Origin of the sequence: Caballeronia sp. Lep1P3, assembly GCF_022879595.1 — a bacterium.
Lineage (GTDB): Bacteria > Pseudomonadota > Gammaproteobacteria > Burkholderiales > Burkholderiaceae > Caballeronia.
In genome coordinates, this window is record NZ_CP084266.1 from 884,518 (window position 1) to 898,954 (window position 14,437).

Below are 14,437 nucleotides of genomic sequence, written 5' to 3' on the forward strand. Positions count from 1 at the left end.
GGTAAAAAACATGAACGATCGTATCGATGTCACCGCACGCTATCGCGCACTCGACGCCGCGCACCACATGCACCCGTTTTCGGATATGGCGGAACTGAACCGCATCGGCAGTCGCGTGATCGTGAGGGCGCAAGGCGTTTATCTATGGGATTCGCAAGGCGAACGCATCATCGATGGCATGGCGGGACTCTGGTGCGTGAACGTCGGCTATGGACGCCGCGAACTTGCCGATGCCGCTTTCGCGCAGATGCAAACGCTGCCCTACTACAACACGTTCTTCAAGACGACGCATCCGCGTGTCATCGAGTTATCGGCGATGCTTGCAACGCTCACGCCCGAACCGTTCAAGCGCTTCATGTATTGCAATAGCGGATCCGAAGCGAACGACACGGCGCTGCGCGCGGTGCATCGCTTCTGGCAAGCGCAGGGCCAGCCGCAAAAGCGTTATGTGATCGCGCGAAGAAATGCTTATCACGGTTCGACGCTTGCCGGCGCAACGCTCGGTGGCATGAATGACATGCACGAACAGATGCCGTCGATGCTCGAACACGTCGCGCATATCGACCAGCCTTACTGGTTCGGCGAAAGTCATGGCGAGGACGTTGAAACGTTCGGCCTTGCGCGCGCACGTCAACTCGAAGCGAAGATCATCGAGCTAGGCGCGGAGAACGTCGCCGCGTTCATCGGCGAGCCGTTTCAGGGCGCGGGCGGCGTGATCTTTCCGCCATCGAGCTATTGGCCTGAGATCCAGCGCATTTGCCGCAAGCACAATGTCTTATTGATCGCCGATGAAGTCATCGGCGGATTCGGGCGCACCGGCGAATGGTTCGCGCACCGGCATTTCGGCTTCGAGCCTGACGTCATCACCATGGCTAAAGGTCTGACAAGCGGTTATATGCCGATGGGCGCCGTTGCCTTATCCGACCGCGTCGCGGACGCGATCGTGGAAGGCGGCGAATTCAATCACGGCTTCACGTATTCGGGCCATCCGGTGGCCGCGGCGGTTGCGCTTGCGAACCTCAAGCTGCTAAGCGAAGAAGGCATCGTCGCCCGCGTGAAAGAAGACACGGGGCCGTATTTTCAGGCGCGCTTGCGCGAGGCGCTTGGCGCACATCGCATTGTCGGAGAAATAACGGGCGCGGGGCTTGTTGCGGGGATTCAGCTTGCGGAAGATTCGACTAAGCGCAAGCGCTTCGCGAATGGCGATGATATTGGAACGTTGTGCCGCGATCTGTGTTTCAAGGGCAATCTCGTGATGCGGGCAAGCGGCGACCGCATGTTGTTATCGCCGCCGCTCGTGGTCACGCATGCCGAAATAGACGAGATCGTCGCCAAGGCAAAGGCCGCAATCGACGAAACGGCACGCGCGCTCGAGCTCGCATGATTACGCGCGCGATTTGCTTGCGAAGTGCTCTGCCGCCATGAGCCTGAAAGCCGTGACGGCGGGGTTATCCTGATCGGTGCGCCACGCCATGCTCATTTCCGCCTGCACGGTGTTGTTTGCAATCAGGCGGAATTCGACGTTGTCGTAGTGAAAACGTCGCGACGATGCGGGCAGAATCCCGAGGCCAAGCCCCGCACGCACCAGCGAGAGAATGGTCGGCGTCTGGTCGATGTATTGCGTGAAATGCGGATTCACTTCGTCCGCCGCGAGCATGCCCATGATGCGGTCATAGAAATACTTTCCGTGCGTGGGCGAATGCATGATGAACGGCTGATGATCGAGTTGCTTGAGTTCGATCTGCTCGAAGCGGCACAACGCATGTCCCGCTGGCAAAGCGACGATCATCGGTTCCTTGTCGACAAGCTGAAATTCGAGCTTTTGTCTCGATGGCAAGGGCCTCAGAAACCCAAGGTCGATGGCATTCGCTGCAAAGGCCTCGATCTGCGCGACCGAAATCAGCTCTAGCAAGACGACATCGATGTCCGGCAATTCACGCCTCGCCGCGACCAGCAGTTCCGGAATCAGTTCATAGCCGGCCGCGCCCGTGAAGCCTACGCGCACGCGGCCCGTTTTCCCTTTGCTTGCGCGTCGCACGGCGCTTTCCGCCTGTTCGGAAAGGCTCAAGAGACGCGCGGCATCGGCGAGAAAAACGTGCCCTTCCGTCGTGAGTTTGACCGTGCGTCCAATGCGCTCGAAGAGCTTCACGCCAAGGTTTTCTTCGAGCAGATGAATTTGCCGGCTAAGCGGCGGCTGCGTCATGTTGAGCAGCGCGGCTGCGCGCCTGAAATTCAGTTCGGTCGCGGCGGCGACGAAGCAACGCACTTGTCCGAGGTCGAGCATCGTGATCGGCGGTGACGGGATGGCCGATCATTATATGTTCGCGCCTGACAAGCCGATTGCTTCGCTTGCGGCATTACGTCGTCAGGCTGCCTTGCGGACGTTCTCCCGCGAGCGCCTGCGCGATGCTTGCCAATACCATTTCGCCCATTGCGGTGCGCGACTCGACTGTCGCGCTCGCGCGATGCGCCTGCAACACCACGCGATCCATGCCGAAGAGTTCGGCGGGAACGTTCGGCTCGTCGACGAATACGTCCAGTCCCGCCCCCGCGATGACGCCGCCCTTGAGCGCATCCACCAGATCCTGTTCGACAACCAGCTTGCCGCGCGCAACGTTGATGAGATAACCGTCCCTGCCCAACGCATCGAGGACGGCCGCATTAACGATGCCTTGCGCCTTGTCCGCCGCGGCTGCAAGCACGAGGATGTCGCTTTCGCGTGCGAGCGAAATCAGATCGGGCACGAAACGATGCTCGACGTCCTCCATGCGGCGCACGTCCGTATAGGCGATGGGACATCCGAATGCCGATGCGCGCTGCGCGATGGCGCGGCCTACCTTGCCCAAGCCGACGATACCAACGCGCTTGCCGCTAAAGCGGCGCGACAGAGGAATGGCGGCGGGACTCGGATTCGAAGGCCACTTGCCGCTCTTCACGAAGTCGTCGCCGGGACATATTTCGCGCAAGACCGTAATCATCAAGCCGATGGCAAGATCGGCCACGTCTTCCGTCAACGCGCCGAAGGTCGCCGTGACCGGAATGCCGCGCGAGCGCGCGAATTCCAGATCGACGGCATCGGTGCCTACGCCGTTGACGGCAATCACTTGCAGCGCGGGCAGCTTCACGATGAGTTCGTTGGAAATGCCTGTATGCCCGCCGGTAATCACGCCGCGAATCGATGCGCCGTGTGCGGCGATATACGCGTCCTTGTCCTCCTGCTCGAAAAGGCGATGCATGGTGTAGAGCGCATCGAGCTTCTCATTGATCGCGGGCACGAGGATGGGATTCAGTTGCAGGATGTTCGGCTTCAAGGTGGCTCCTTGTGGATCGCGTGTGTCGCATGGCAAGTGCGGCCATGAATGCGACGGATGATCTCCGCTTTTGCTAATCGCGTCCAATCCCAAAAGGCTATCAATTGATCCACGAATCGACGCCGTGCCGCCGTGCCGTGTCTGAGGCGGCGAATCGATTCAATACGGGAATCAGGTAATAGCAATAAAAGATTGGACGCGGGGAATTGCCGCCGCGAGAATGGGCCATCAGGGAGAGACAACACTAGAAAAAGCCCTGCATAGACATGGAGACAACCAGCGTGACATTCAGCCTCGATCCGCCCTCTTCCTCCACGTTCTCTCACGCACGTCCGCTTGGCGCCGCCGCTTAAGCGCAGCACGCGTTTGCCATGACACGCGCATCGCGCAGATGCGCCTACACGTCGTAACTGGAGGAAGTCACATGAATAACGCCGAGGGCGTCGTCTCGTCCGCGCAGGCCGAGCCTCTTGCGGGCAAGCGGACGGGGCATCGCTGGGTCGTCATGGGCCTGATTTTCTGCATCTGGGCGATCGCTTGCGCCGACCGCGCGAATTTCGGCATCGCCCTGCCGTACCTCAAGAAGGAATACCACATCACGAATACAGAGGCCGGCCTGATCGTCAGTCTCTTTTCCTTTGCTTATGGCTTCGTGCAGATTCCCGTTGGCCTGCTTTACAAGCGGCTTAGCGAAAAGACCACCGGCTTACTCTTCTCTGTGTTCATGGTGCTGACCTCGGTCTTTACCGGACTCATGGGCACGACGTCGTCGGTATTTCTGCTGCAGGCGTATCGCGTCGGACTCGGCTTGTCGGAAGGGCCGCTTGGCATTGGCTGCACGAACATCATCAATCGCTGGTTTCCCGCCAAGGAGAAAGGCACGGCGACAGGCCTATGGATCGCCGCGTCCAAGCTCGGCCCGTTGATCGTGCCTTCGGTTTGCATACTCGTGATTCAACTGTGGGGCTGGCGCGAAATCTTCTATGTGTTCGCGGTTCCCGGCATCGTGCTGGCGTTCGTGTGGATGTTCCTCGTCACCAATTCGCCAGGCGAAAACCGCTTCTGCTCGCCCGAGGAACGTCGCTACATTCTCGACGAAGCGCCCGCCGCCAGCGGTGATGCAAAGCATGCGCGGCGCGGCCATATGGCGCCGATGCCCTGGCTCGATGCAATTAATCGCACGAAGCGCGTGCCTCAACTGGAAACGGTGGGACAGGTGTTCCGCTCGTGGAATATCTTCGGCGTCGCGCTCGGCTATGGCTGCATGATCGGCATCAGCAACATCTTCATCTCGTGGATTCCCACGTATCTCGTGACCGTCAAAGGCTTTGCTTCGGTGAAGATGGGCTTTCTCGCGTCGGCGCCTTTTATCGGCGCCGTAGCGGGCAATATGCTCGGCGGCATCATTTCGGACCGTTGGCTCGGCGGCCGTCGCAAGCCGATGATGATGCTCGGCGCACTCGGCACCATGCTCATGATGTTCGCGCTGATCGACGCGCCCGATAGCGTCGGGTATCTGGGCGCCGCGCTGATCATGGCGGGTCTCATGCTCGGCATCGGCTTTGCGGGCTATTCCGCGTATCCGATGGGCCTTGCCACCAAAGCCACGTATCCGACGGCATTCGGCATCGTCAATTCGCTCGGACAGATCGGCGGTGCATGCGCCCCGCTTGCCGTCGGCCTGCTGCTCGACCGCTATAGCTGGACGAGCGTGTTCCTCTACATGCTCGGCACCTCGCTGCTGTGTTTGCTCCTGTTGTTGAGCATCGTCGAACCGGTTGCCGGCGAGAACGCGAACAAGAGGGCATAACGCTTCACAAGCCGTTCTCCACCATCGATAACAAGCGCCCCGCAAGCGGCTCGACGTCTTCGGCGCCGAACCCTTGCAGCGGGCCTTCGATCAAAAGAAGCGCGAAGCCATGCACCGCGCTCCACGCAAGATATTCCGCCTGCGGACGGCGCCGCGCATCGAGCGCGCCCGCCTCCACCATTTCATCCAGCGCGCGGCTCAATAGCTGAAACGGATCGAGGCCGCTCGGTCCGGCGCCATACGGCTCGTCATGCGGATTCCATTCCGCTTGCGGTGCTGCAAAGGCCGTGCGAAACAGCCCCGTTTCTTCCTGCGCGAAGCGCAAATAGCCCGCGCCAATCGCGCGCAGTCCGGCGCGCGCGGCATCGGCGCGGCGGCGCTTCCTCGGCCGCGCCGCAAGCTCCTCTTCCATTGCTCCGGCCACCGACGACAACGCCGCCGAGCGTACCGCCGAAAAAAGCGCGTGCCTGTTTTCGAAATGCCGATAGGCCGCGTTCGGCACGACACCCGCGCGGCGCGTCGCCTCTCTCAACACGATGGCATCGGGGCCGCCTTCGCGTGCGAGTTCGATGCCGGCATCGATCAGTGCGCGGCGCAAATCGCCGTGTCTATAAGTGCTTCTTGGTTTCGTTTTCGTCATCTTCGATTCTGCTCGGGCTTTCCCTTATGTGGACACTGTCCATTATCTCTGCTACTTTTGTGGACGGCGTACACAACGAAAAAAAGTCCGTTATTCATGGAGGCGATGATGACCGTTGCGAACGATCGTGCGCTCGACGAGACGCGCATTCGCGAACTCACCGAAGCATGGCGGCAGGCCGTGCTTGCGAAAGACGCCGCTGCGCTCGTCGAACATTACGCGCCGGATGTCGTCGTGTTCGATGTCGTACCGCCCGCTTCGATGACCGGCGTGCAACGTTACCGCGAGAACTGGCAGCGCTGGTTCGACAGCATCGACGGCCCGTTGGCATTCGAAATACGCGAGATGCATATCAGCGTGAGCGGCGAGCTTGCTTATATGCATGCGATCAACCGCGTGGCGGCGGGCGGGCGCGACGACATCGTGCGCGCGACAGTGTGCTTCAGAAAGATCGACGGCGACTGGCGCGTCGTGCACGAACATGCGTCGGTGCCGCTCATCATGGACATGGACCCCGACGAAGCGTCATGACGAAGCCTCATGACGAAGCCTCATGACTACCCAACTCAAGGAGCAGGCATGCAAGTCCAACCGTATCTGTTTTTCGAGGGCCGTTGCGAAGAAGCGGTCGCGTTCTACCGCGAGCATCTCGGCGCGCAAGTCGTCATGACGATGCGCTTCAGGGACAACCGGGACGCGGGCAAAGGCGGCGATGCGCCCGAAGGATGCAGCCTGCCCGCAGGCTGCGAAGACAAGATCATGCATACGGCGTTCACCGTCGGCGACTCGATGCTGATGGCATCGGACGGCATGTGCAGCGGCAAGTCCAATTTCCAGGGCATTTCGCTCTCGCTCACGGCAAGCGACGAACAGCAGGCGGAGAAGTATTTCGACGCACTCGGCAACGGCGGCCAGGTGCAGATGCCGATGACGCAGACGTTCTTCGCGAAGCGCTTCGGCATGGTGCAGGACAGATTCGGCGTCTCGTGGATGGTGCTCGGCGGCGTGCAGAACAAACCTGCCTGATTCGCGCGCGCGAAAGACCTGTCGGGCATAGGGCCTTCGAAAACATGGAACAATGTCGGAAAGAAAACCCGACAGGAGCTTCCAATGAGCGCCACGCGCAACACCCATCTGACCGGCTCCGACATGCCCGCTGATTCCACCGACCGTCCGACTCGCGAGGAAGCCGAAGCTGCCGTGCGCGTGCTTCTGCGCTGGGCCGGCGACGATCCCCGCCGCGAAGGGCTGCTCGACACGCCGGCGCGCGTCGTGCGTTCCTATGAAGAGTTCTTCGCGGGTTACGCGCAGAACCCGCACGACATCCTCGCCCGCACGTTTTCGGAGGTGCAGGGTTACGACGAAATGATCGTGCTCAAGGACATCCGCTTCGAGAGCTATTGCGAGCATCACATGGTGCCCATCATCGGGCGCGCGCATGTCGCGTATCTGCCGAACAAGCGCGTCGTCGGCATCTCGAAGCTCGCCCGTCTCGTCGATGCCTTCGCCAAGCGGCTTCAGATTCAGGAGAAGATGACGGCGCAGATCGCCGATACGCTCGACGAAGTGCTGCAACCGCTCGGCGTCGGCGTGATTCTCGAAGCCGCGCACCAGTGCATGTCGACGCGCGGCGTGCACAAGGCGGGCGTGTCGATGGTGACTTCGCGCATGCTCGGCTCTTTCCGCGACGATCCTTCCACGCGCCGCGAATTTCTCGCCATCGTCGGCAATCAGACCGCCTTCAGCGTATCGAACACGTAAGAGCGCAGTGGAAAAACGAAAGGGCCGCTACGAACTTAGCGGCCCTTTCGCCATTCACGCGCCGAAGCCGTTGCGCGGTGCATCCGCGCCCGCGCCTTCGCGCACCTTGCCTTGCGAGACGTTGCTGCCCGGCGGAACGCTGTGTGTGAGCCACACATTGCCGCCGATCACCGAGCCCTTGCCGATGACGACGCGCCCGAGAATCGTCGCGCCCGCATAAATCACGACATCGTCCTCGACAATGGGATGGCGCGCGTTGCCCTTGACGAGCATGCCGTCGTTGCCCGACGGAAAGCTCTTCGCGCCGAGCGTCACCGCCTGATAGACACGCACGCGCTCCCCGATCACCGCCGTCTCGCCGATCACGACACCCGTGCCGTGATCGATGAAAAAGCTCGGCCCGATGGTCGCGCCCGGATGTATGTCGATGCCCGTCAGCGAATGCGCGATCTCGTTGATGAAGCGCGCGAGCAGCGGCACGCCCAACTGATGCAGCGCATGCGCGAGACGATGATGCGTCATGGCCCAGACGCCCGGATAGCACAGAAGAATCTCGGTGATGTGCTGCGCGGCCGGATCGCCCGAAAACGCCGCCTGAATGTCCGAGACGAGCAGCGCACGGATCGCGGGCAATTGCGCGCCGAACTGCCGCGCGATCACGAACGCATGCGCGCTCAAGTCGGCGTCGTTCGTATCGCGATGCTGCGGAAGAAACCGCAACGCGCGGCGCATCTGTTCGTGCAACAGCCGCAGCGTGCTTTCGAGCGTCTGGCCAACGTAGTAATCGACGCTTTCGTCCGTCAAATCGGGCGCGCCGTAATGCGTCGGAAAGAGCGCGGAACGCAGGCCGTTGACGATCTTCACGATGGCATCGCGCGAGGGCAACTCGCGTATGCCGAGCGGATGCCGCGTGCGATGCAACTCCTCCCGCGACTCGCGCAATTGCGCGACGATGCTCGACAGGCCCCATTCGCGTGGCGCTTGTGCGGGCGCGTCGTCGAGGGCGTCGGGCGCAATGTCGCGGGGCGTGGTTCTGCTGGGCGAAGGCATGTTCTGCATGTGAATCATGAAGCGATGAAAACGGCCGCCGCTGACTTCGCGACGGGAATGTGACAAGCGTACCTGCTTTCGACCGACCGTGCCGCGTCCATGCCCACGCAGCGCGCCATGCCAGCGACGCTACGCTGTGACGTTGCTCGCGTCGATCCAGCGCACAGCCCAGTCGCGTGCATGAGCGATGGCGTCGCGTGCGTCGTGAAAGCTCAGGTCCGCGGGAAAGAAGCGGTTCGCCACCAGTTCGCCATCGCTCGATCGCGAGATGACGACATAAGGCTGGTAATGACCGTCTGCGGTCCGGGCGGGCGCACAGTTGAGAAGATAGCCTCGATGTGAGAAGGCTGCATCGTGTTGCATGAGTCACCTGTCCTGAAGTGCCCTGCTCTTTCGAATGACATTGCGTGCTGGCAGCCCTGCCGCCGCGCTCTCTTGCAACCGGACGCGTCCCGCATGTTGCGCTTTGCCGCCGACAAGCTACAAATAATACTGGGAGCGAAAGCGCTTGGTGACGGAAAACGCGCGGGAAATTTTGAGCGTCGATTAAGTGCCCACGCCCAAAGGGCCGCGGTTCCGTCGCCAAAAAACCGGAACGACTCTTGCATTCGCGGCCCCCTCGATCACGCTGTGCAGGAGGTTCAGATGAACAACGCCGAAAGCAACGAATCGCAAGGCAAGCAGAACGCGCGCGTCGCGGACAGCCCCATTCAGACGCCATCGACCGAAACGGCGCACGTACCGATGCACGACGCGAAGAAGGCCGAAGCGGGCGCACAGGCGCACTCGGGCACAGGGGCGAAAGACGATGCATCGTCGCCGCGCGGCGTGCCGGAGTGTCATCCGCGCGGGGTCGACGTGATGAACGACGACACGCTCGACGACACCGTGGACGCGGACAGCAAGAACATCCATGCGAAGCGCGAAGCGCAAATGCGCTTGCACGAACCGGACTCCGTCGTCTTCTCCAACGCGACGCTCGTGAACAGCGTGCCGGAACCGAGCGACGGTCTCGGCGGTTTCGACAGCCGCCCGGCGCGCCACGGCCTCGCGCTCGCGCTGGCGCACGGTTGCCGCGTCGTGGATCGCGGGATGGTCGCGCCGACGCTGCCGGACATCGAGGATCACCTGCGCTTCGAAGCCCGCGACGCGCACGGGCATACGCTACGCGGCCGCAATCACTACGCGCTGAACCATCTGCGGCCCGCGCGTCTCATCGTCATTGAGCGGTCGTAGCGGGCAAGCCGCGCATGGCAGGCGCGGCTTGCTTCCTTCGTCGCGGCTACTCGCTTTTCTTCTCCTTGTCTTCGTCAGGCTCGATGCGCGTCACGCCGCCCGTGGCAGGCGGATCGCTCGCCGGGAAGGTGTCTTCCACGGCCTTGTCGACGGTATCCTCGTCGCGCTCGGAAGTCGGATTCTGCTCCTTGGTGTTGCTCATCGTCGGCTCCTTTTGTCGTGGCTCGCGCGAAGGCGAGAATGGTGTAACGCACAGATCGGAGCAACGTCCGTTCCATATGCTTTGCCAGATGTCGGGACTAGGCACAACGATTGCGCTACTCGCTTGCCTCAGAAAAAGTCAGACGAAGGACCGACAACAGAGAAAAGGGGAAGGCCATGACCACGAGCCACACCTACGGCGCCTATAGCGAACAAACCGGCGAGGCCAACGCAATCGCCGCAGCTACGGGAATCGCCTCGATCGACGAACCGCGCCCCGCCGCCGCGCGCGCGGCGTCCGAACAACGCTTTAGAACCGCGCTCGCCTGCCTCGGCGCGGCCTATGCGCTGTCGTGGGCGGAACTCGCGCTGGCGCTCGCGATGGGCTTTCCCGGCGATGCCGCGAGCCATCCGATTGCGGCGTCCATCGTGTCGCGCGTGCTGGTCGGCCTGCTGTATCTGTGCGTCGCGTCCCGGCTGCAGTGGGCGCGCTGGCTGACCGTGGTGCTCGGCTTCGCGACCGTCCTGCTCGTCGCGCCGACGCTCGCGCTACAATGGCACGTCTTTCCGGCAGCCGCCGCCGTGTCGGGTCTCGCGCTCGCGTGCCGGCTCGCGGCGTCGCTCTATCTTCTTTCGCCGATGCCCCGCCGCCAAGCGCGCTGACTCGGGAACGCCGCGACTTTCGTTTGCACCGCCGCGCGGGCACAATGCGTTGCCGCCAGTTTCAGTCGCATCTCAATGCAACGCTTGCGAGGCCGCTCATGAAAATCGCTGTCATCGGCGCGACCGGCACGGTCGGCCGGGCCGTCTGCGCCGAACTGAAACCCCGTCACGAAGTCATCGAAATCGGTGCGACGCGCGGCGCGCATCGCGTCGATCTGCTCGATCCCGCCAGCATCGCACGCCTGTTCGAAAGCATTGGCCGCGTCGATGCGATCGTCGCCACGGCGGGCCATGTGCACTTCGGCGAGCTTGTCGCGATGACGCCCGAGCAATTCCGCCTCGGACTCGACGACAAACTCATGGGACAGGTCAATCTCGTGCTGACCGCGCGCGATCATCTGAACGATGGCGGCTCCTTCACGCTGACGAGCGGCATCGTCGGCGCGGAACCGATCCGGCAAGGCGCGAGCGCGGCGGCCGTGAACGGCGCCATCGAAGGCTTCGTGCGCGGCGCGGCCATCGAACTGCCGCGCGGGCTGCGCATCAACGCCGTCAGTCCGACGATGCTCGAAGAAGCGCGCGAGAGCTTCGGGCCGTATTTTCGCGGCTTCGAGGCGGCAAGCGGCGCGCGCGTGGCGCTTGCGTATAGCCGCAGCGTCGAGGGCGCGGAAACGGGGCGCGTGTACAAAGTGCACTGACCGCGCATCGCGTATGCTCGGCGCTTCGAACCAAGAAGCGTGGAGCGGCGCGATGCAATGGACCCGGGAGGCGTACCGCGTGAGCACGGACATCGATACCTTCGATTTCCAAGTCGTGCACCGGTATTTGAGCGAAGTGGCGTACTGTTCGCCGGGCATCGCGCGCGAAAAAGTGGAGCGCGCGGCGCGCGGCTCGCTCGCGTTCGGCCTCTTTCTGCACGAGCGGCAGATCGGCTACGCGCGCATGATCACGGATGCCGCGACCTTCGCCTATCTCGCGGATGTCTTCGTGCTGCCGGAGCATCAGGGCGCGGGCCTCGGCACCTGGATGATGCAGTGCGTGCTGGCGCATCCCGACCTGCAAGGGCTGCGCCGCATGATGCTCGTCACATCCGACGCGCACGGGCTTTACGCGCGCTTCGGCTTTCATGCGCCCGCGCATCCCGAGCGGATCATGGAGAAGACCGGCGCGCCCTGAGGCTCAACCGCCCCTCGCGCCCTGCGTATTCACGTACAGCGAATAGAGTCCGTGGCTCGCCGCCATGAACAGCCGGTTGCGATGCCGTCCGCCGAAGCACACGTTCGCGCACCGCTCCGGCAGATCGATGTGCCCGATCGCCTCGCCCTCCGGCGTGAAGACGCGCACGCCGTCGAGTTCCGGCTCGCCCATGCCCCAGCCGCACCACAGATTGCCGTGCACATCGACGCGAAAGCCATCCGGCGTGCCCGGACCGGCGTCGATGACCACGCGCCGGTTGCCGAGCGCGCGGCCGCCGTCCTGCACGTCGAACGCGTAGATCTTGCGCGGCGTCGAACGCGATTCGACGACATACAGCACCGATTCGTCCGGCGAAAACGCCAGCCCGTTCGGGCCGATGAAATCGTCGATCATCACCGTTGTTTCGCCGCTCTGCGCGTCGACGCGATACACGCACGGCTTCTGTTCCGGCGCCTGCCGCTCGCCTTCGTAGAAGCCGTCGATGCCGAAGGTCGGATCGCTGAACCAGATCGATCCATCCGACTTCACGACGACATCGTTCGGCGAATTGAGCGGCTTGCCGTCGTAGCGATCCGCGATCACGGTGATCGAGCCGTCGTATTCGGTGCGCGTCACGCGCCGCGTCAGATGCTCGCACGTCACGAGCCGGCCTTCGCGGTCGCGCGTGTTGCCGTTCGCGTTGTTCGACGGCTTGCGGAACACGCCGACCTGCCCGCTCTCCTCGTCCCAGCGCAGGATGCGGTTGTTCGGGATGTCGCTCCATAGCACGTAGCGGCTATCGCCGAACCACACCGGCCCTTCCGACCAGCGCGCGCCCTGATAGAGACACTCCACCGATGCGGACGCGATGCGCAGCGCATTGAAGCGCGGATCGAGCACGCGGACGGCGGGGTCGGGATAGCGGCGGTCGGAGGGAGTCGTCATCGTATGTCCTCGTAGAAAGAAGCGGCGGTCAGTTCGGGCCTAGTTCGCCGTCGCGCAGGCGCCAGAGATTGAGCGGATTTTCGTCCGCGAGCGCCTCGGGCAAGAGCGCCGCCGGCAAGTCCTGATAGCACACCGGCCGGAGAAACCGCTCGATGGCCATCGCGCCGACCGAGGTCGAGCGGCCATCGGAGGTCGCCGGGAACGGGCCGCCGTGGACCATCGCATACGACACCTCGACGCCCGTCGGAAAGCCGTTCGCGAGAATCCGCCCGACCTTGCGTTCGAGCACCGGCAAGAGACGCCGCGCAAGTTCGATGTCGTCGTTGTCCATGAGAAGCGTCGCGGTGAGCTGGCCTTCGAGCCGCCGCGCGACCGCGATCATCTGGTCCTCGTCCTCGCACGCGACGATCACCGAGGTCGGCCCGAAAATCTCGTCCGCGAGTTGCGGCGTCGCGAGAAACTGCTCCGCGCTCACGCGATACAGCGCCGGCAACGCCGCGCTCGCCGCCTCCGTCTTCTTGCCGGTCGCGATGCGCTCCGCGCCCGAGCCGTCGCGCTGCCGAATGCCGTCGTCGTAAGCGGCGGCGATTTGCGGAGTCAGCATCGTCTGCGCGTCCTTCTTTTCGAGCGCCGCCGACGCGTGATCGACGAAAGCGTCCAGCTTCGCGTCCGCGAGCGCGAACACGATGCCCGGGTTCGTGCAGAACTGCCCGACGCCGAGCGCCACCGAATCGATGAAGCCCGACGCGAGCGCCTCGCCGCCCGTCGCGAGCGCGCCCGGCAGCGCGAACACCGGGTTCACGCTGCTCATTTCGGCGAAAACGGGAATCGGCTCGGCGCGCTTCGCCGCGATTTCCGCGAGCGCGAGTCCGCCGCGCCGCGATCCGGTGAAGCCGACCGCCTTGATTGCCGGATGCGCGACGAGCGCCTCGCCGATCGCATTGCCGGCGCCGACGACGAGCGAAAACACGCCTTCCGGCAAGCCCGTGTCGGCGACGGCCTTCTGCACCGCGCGCCCGACGAGTTCGGACGTTCCGAGATGCGCCAGATGCGACTTCACGACCACCGGGCAGCCGGCCGCGAACGCCGCCGCCGTATCGCCGCCAGCGACCGAAAACGCGAGCGGAAAGTTGCTCGCGCCGAACACCGCGACGGGACCGACGGGAATCTTCTGCAAGCGAAGATCGGGGCGCGGAACCGGCTTGCGCTCCGGCTGCGCGGAATCGAGCGTCGCGGTAAGCCAGCGGCCTTCGCGCACGAGCGACGCGAACAGGCGCAACTGCGCGACCGTGCGGGCGCGCTCGCCTTCGAGCCGCGCCTTCGCGAGCGCGGATTCCGCCTGCGCGCGCTCGATCAGCGCATCCCCGAGTCCGACGATGTTGTCCGCGATCGCCTCCAGAAATTGCGCCCGCGTTTCGAGCGGCGCGTGCCGGAACGGATCGAACGCGGCGTCGGCGAGTTCGCAGGCGCGCGCGACTTCCGCCGCGCCGCCGCCGCCGAATACCGGCTCCATTTCGACGTTGCGCGCGGGATCGAATGCGCGCAGCGTCGCGTCGGCGCCTCGCACGGCCGTTGCGCCAATCAGCATTTCTCCGGTGATCTTCATGTGATGTCTCCGTGCTGAGTGCCGCCGCGCGCGCGTTG

General features: G+C 63.4%; 17 protein-coding genes. 9 read left to right on the forward strand and 8 right to left on the reverse strand.

Annotated features, from left to right (window positions below; translation table 11 throughout):
• The first annotated feature begins 10 nt into the window (after window positions 1-10).
• Window positions 11-1,384 carry an aspartate aminotransferase family protein gene (locus LDZ27_RS18595; protein WP_244816355.1) on the forward strand — a complete coding sequence of 458 codons (1,374 nt, stop codon included), beginning with the start codon at window positions 11-13 and terminating at the stop codon, window positions 1,382-1,384.
• On the opposite strand, the gene LDZ27_RS18600 is transcribed toward LDZ27_RS18595, so the two are convergent.
• Window positions 1,385-2,284: a LysR substrate-binding domain-containing protein gene (locus LDZ27_RS18600; protein ID WP_244816356.1), complete on the reverse strand. Its 900-nt coding sequence runs from the start codon at window positions 2,282-2,284 to the stop codon at window positions 1,385-1,387. It lies immediately after the preceding gene.
• Window positions 2,285-2,357: 73 nt separating this feature from the next.
• Window positions 2,358-3,311 carry a 2-hydroxyacid dehydrogenase gene (locus LDZ27_RS18605; protein ID WP_244816357.1) on the reverse strand — a complete coding sequence of 318 codons (954 nt, stop codon included), beginning with the start codon at window positions 3,309-3,311 and terminating at the stop codon, window positions 2,358-2,360.
• A 424-nt stretch (window positions 3,312-3,735) separates the two neighbouring features.
• Here LDZ27_RS18605 and LDZ27_RS18610 point away from each other — a divergent pair, with 424 nt between their 5' ends.
• A complete protein-coding gene (locus LDZ27_RS18610; protein ID WP_244816358.1) occupies window positions 3,736-5,121 on the forward strand; it encodes an MFS transporter in 1,386 nt (461 codons plus the stop codon).
• A 4-nt stretch (window positions 5,122-5,125) separates the two neighbouring features.
• On the opposite strand, the gene LDZ27_RS18615 is transcribed toward LDZ27_RS18610, so the two are convergent.
• Window positions 5,126-5,761, reverse strand: a complete 636-nt coding sequence (locus LDZ27_RS18615; RefSeq protein WP_244816359.1) for a TetR/AcrR family transcriptional regulator — start codon at window positions 5,759-5,761, stop codon at window positions 5,126-5,128.
• Window positions 5,762-5,869: 108 nt separating this feature from the next.
• Between LDZ27_RS18615 and LDZ27_RS18620 the strand changes: the two genes are divergently transcribed.
• The 3 genes from LDZ27_RS18620 (at window position 5,870) to folE (ending at window position 7,522) form a co-directional block, all read left to right on the forward strand.
• Entirely contained in the window at window positions 5,870-6,292 is a 423-nt protein-coding gene (locus LDZ27_RS18620; protein ID WP_244817254.1) for a nuclear transport factor 2 family protein, read from the forward strand.
• Window positions 6,293-6,340: 48 nt separating this feature from the next.
• Window positions 6,341-6,787, forward strand: coding sequence for a VOC family protein (locus LDZ27_RS18625; RefSeq protein ID WP_244816360.1), 447 nt, complete (start codon window positions 6,341-6,343; stop codon window positions 6,785-6,787).
• Between the two features lie 84 nt (window positions 6,788-6,871).
• On the forward strand, window positions 6,872-7,522 hold the full coding sequence (gene folE, locus LDZ27_RS18630; protein ID WP_244816361.1) for a GTP cyclohydrolase I FolE: 651 nt from the start codon (window positions 6,872-6,874) through the stop codon (window positions 7,520-7,522).
• Window positions 7,523-7,576: 54 nt separating this feature from the next.
• Here the strand turns inward: folE and epsC are convergent, their stop codons facing one another.
• Window positions 7,577-8,590: a serine O-acetyltransferase EpsC gene (gene epsC / locus LDZ27_RS18635; protein WP_370653442.1), complete on the reverse strand. Its 1,014-nt coding sequence runs from the start codon at window positions 8,588-8,590 to the stop codon at window positions 7,577-7,579.
• Between the two features lie 111 nt (window positions 8,591-8,701).
• The gene (locus LDZ27_RS18640; RefSeq protein ID WP_244816362.1) at window positions 8,702-8,935 is read right to left on the reverse strand and encodes a hypothetical protein; all 234 of its coding nucleotides are present in this window, start codon (window positions 8,933-8,935) and stop codon (window positions 8,702-8,704) included.
• A gap of 282 nt (window positions 8,936-9,217) precedes the next feature.
• Between LDZ27_RS18640 and LDZ27_RS18645 the strand changes: the two genes are divergently transcribed.
• Window positions 9,218-9,808, forward strand: coding sequence for a DUF3005 domain-containing protein (locus LDZ27_RS18645; RefSeq protein WP_244816363.1), 591 nt, complete (start codon window positions 9,218-9,220; stop codon window positions 9,806-9,808).
• 46 nt (window positions 9,809-9,854) lie between these two features.
• On the opposite strand, the gene LDZ27_RS18650 is transcribed toward LDZ27_RS18645, so the two are convergent.
• Window positions 9,855-10,010: a hypothetical protein gene (locus LDZ27_RS18650; protein WP_244816364.1), complete on the reverse strand. Its 156-nt coding sequence runs from the start codon at window positions 10,008-10,010 to the stop codon at window positions 9,855-9,857.
• Window positions 10,011-10,186: 176 nt separating this feature from the next.
• Between LDZ27_RS18650 and LDZ27_RS18655 the strand changes: the two genes are divergently transcribed.
• From LDZ27_RS18655 to LDZ27_RS18665, 3 genes are all read left to right on the forward strand, one after another.
• Window positions 10,187-10,672: a hypothetical protein gene (locus tag LDZ27_RS18655; protein WP_244816365.1), complete on the forward strand. Its 486-nt coding sequence runs from the start codon at window positions 10,187-10,189 to the stop codon at window positions 10,670-10,672.
• Window positions 10,673-10,770: 98 nt separating this feature from the next.
• Complete coding sequence (locus tag LDZ27_RS18660) at window positions 10,771-11,370, forward strand: short chain dehydrogenase (RefSeq protein WP_244816366.1); 600 nt, start codon at window positions 10,771-10,773, stop codon at window positions 11,368-11,370.
• Between the two features lie 52 nt (window positions 11,371-11,422).
• The gene (locus LDZ27_RS18665) at window positions 11,423-11,848 is read left to right on the forward strand and encodes a GNAT family N-acetyltransferase (protein WP_244816367.1); all 426 of its coding nucleotides are present in this window, start codon (window positions 11,423-11,425) and stop codon (window positions 11,846-11,848) included.
• A gap of 3 nt (window positions 11,849-11,851) precedes the next feature.
• Here the strand turns inward: LDZ27_RS18665 and LDZ27_RS18670 are convergent, their stop codons facing one another.
• Both LDZ27_RS18670 and LDZ27_RS18675 read right to left on the reverse strand, forming a co-directional pair.
• Window positions 11,852-12,793: an SMP-30/gluconolactonase/LRE family protein gene (locus LDZ27_RS18670; RefSeq protein WP_244816368.1), complete on the reverse strand. Its 942-nt coding sequence runs from the start codon at window positions 12,791-12,793 to the stop codon at window positions 11,852-11,854.
• Window positions 12,794-12,821: 28 nt separating this feature from the next.
• Window positions 12,822-14,399: an aldehyde dehydrogenase (NADP(+)) gene (locus tag LDZ27_RS18675; RefSeq protein WP_244816369.1), complete on the reverse strand. Its 1,578-nt coding sequence runs from the start codon at window positions 14,397-14,399 to the stop codon at window positions 12,822-12,824.
• Between the last annotated feature and the right edge of the window lie 38 nt (window positions 14,400-14,437).

Excerpts from the sequence above, each read along its gene's own strand:
- LDZ27_RS18595 (WP_244816355.1), top strand. The coding sequence starts at position 11 with ATGAACGATCGTATCGATGTCACCGCACGCTATCGCGCACTCGACGCC.
- LDZ27_RS18600 (WP_244816356.1), bottom strand. The coding sequence starts at position 2,284 with ATGCTCGACCTCGGACAAGTGCGTTGCTTCGTCGCCGCCGCGACCGAA.
- LDZ27_RS18610 (WP_244816358.1), top strand. The coding sequence starts at position 3,736 with ATGAATAACGCCGAGGGCGTCGTCTCGTCCGCGCAGGCCGAGCCTCTT.
- LDZ27_RS18615 (WP_244816359.1), bottom strand. The coding sequence starts at position 5,761 with ATGACGAAAACGAAACCAAGAAGCACTTATAGACACGGCGATTTGCGC.
- LDZ27_RS18620 (WP_244817254.1), top strand. The coding sequence starts at position 5,870 with ATGACCGTTGCGAACGATCGTGCGCTCGACGAGACGCGCATTCGCGAA.
- LDZ27_RS18625 (WP_244816360.1), top strand. The coding sequence starts at position 6,341 with ATGCAAGTCCAACCGTATCTGTTTTTCGAGGGCCGTTGCGAAGAAGCG.
- folE (WP_244816361.1), top strand. The coding sequence starts at position 6,872 with ATGAGCGCCACGCGCAACACCCATCTGACCGGCTCCGACATGCCCGCT.
- epsC (WP_370653442.1), bottom strand. The coding sequence starts at position 8,590 with ATGATTCACATGCAGAACATGCCTTCGCCCAGCAGAACCACGCCCCGC.
- LDZ27_RS18640 (WP_244816362.1), bottom strand. The coding sequence starts at position 8,935 with ATGCAACACGATGCAGCCTTCTCACATCGAGGCTATCTTCTCAACTGT.
- LDZ27_RS18645 (WP_244816363.1), top strand. The coding sequence starts at position 9,218 with ATGAACAACGCCGAAAGCAACGAATCGCAAGGCAAGCAGAACGCGCGC.
- LDZ27_RS18650 (WP_244816364.1), bottom strand. The coding sequence starts at position 10,010 with ATGAGCAACACCAAGGAGCAGAATCCGACTTCCGAGCGCGACGAGGAT.
- LDZ27_RS18655 (WP_244816365.1), top strand. The coding sequence starts at position 10,187 with ATGACCACGAGCCACACCTACGGCGCCTATAGCGAACAAACCGGCGAG.
- LDZ27_RS18660 (WP_244816366.1), top strand. The coding sequence starts at position 10,771 with ATGAAAATCGCTGTCATCGGCGCGACCGGCACGGTCGGCCGGGCCGTC.
- LDZ27_RS18665 (WP_244816367.1), top strand. The coding sequence starts at position 11,423 with ATGCAATGGACCCGGGAGGCGTACCGCGTGAGCACGGACATCGATACC.
- LDZ27_RS18670 (WP_244816368.1), bottom strand. The coding sequence starts at position 12,793 with ATGACGACTCCCTCCGACCGCCGCTATCCCGACCCCGCCGTCCGCGTG.
- LDZ27_RS18675 (WP_244816369.1), bottom strand. The coding sequence starts at position 14,399 with ATGAAGATCACCGGAGAAATGCTGATTGGCGCAACGGCCGTGCGAGGC.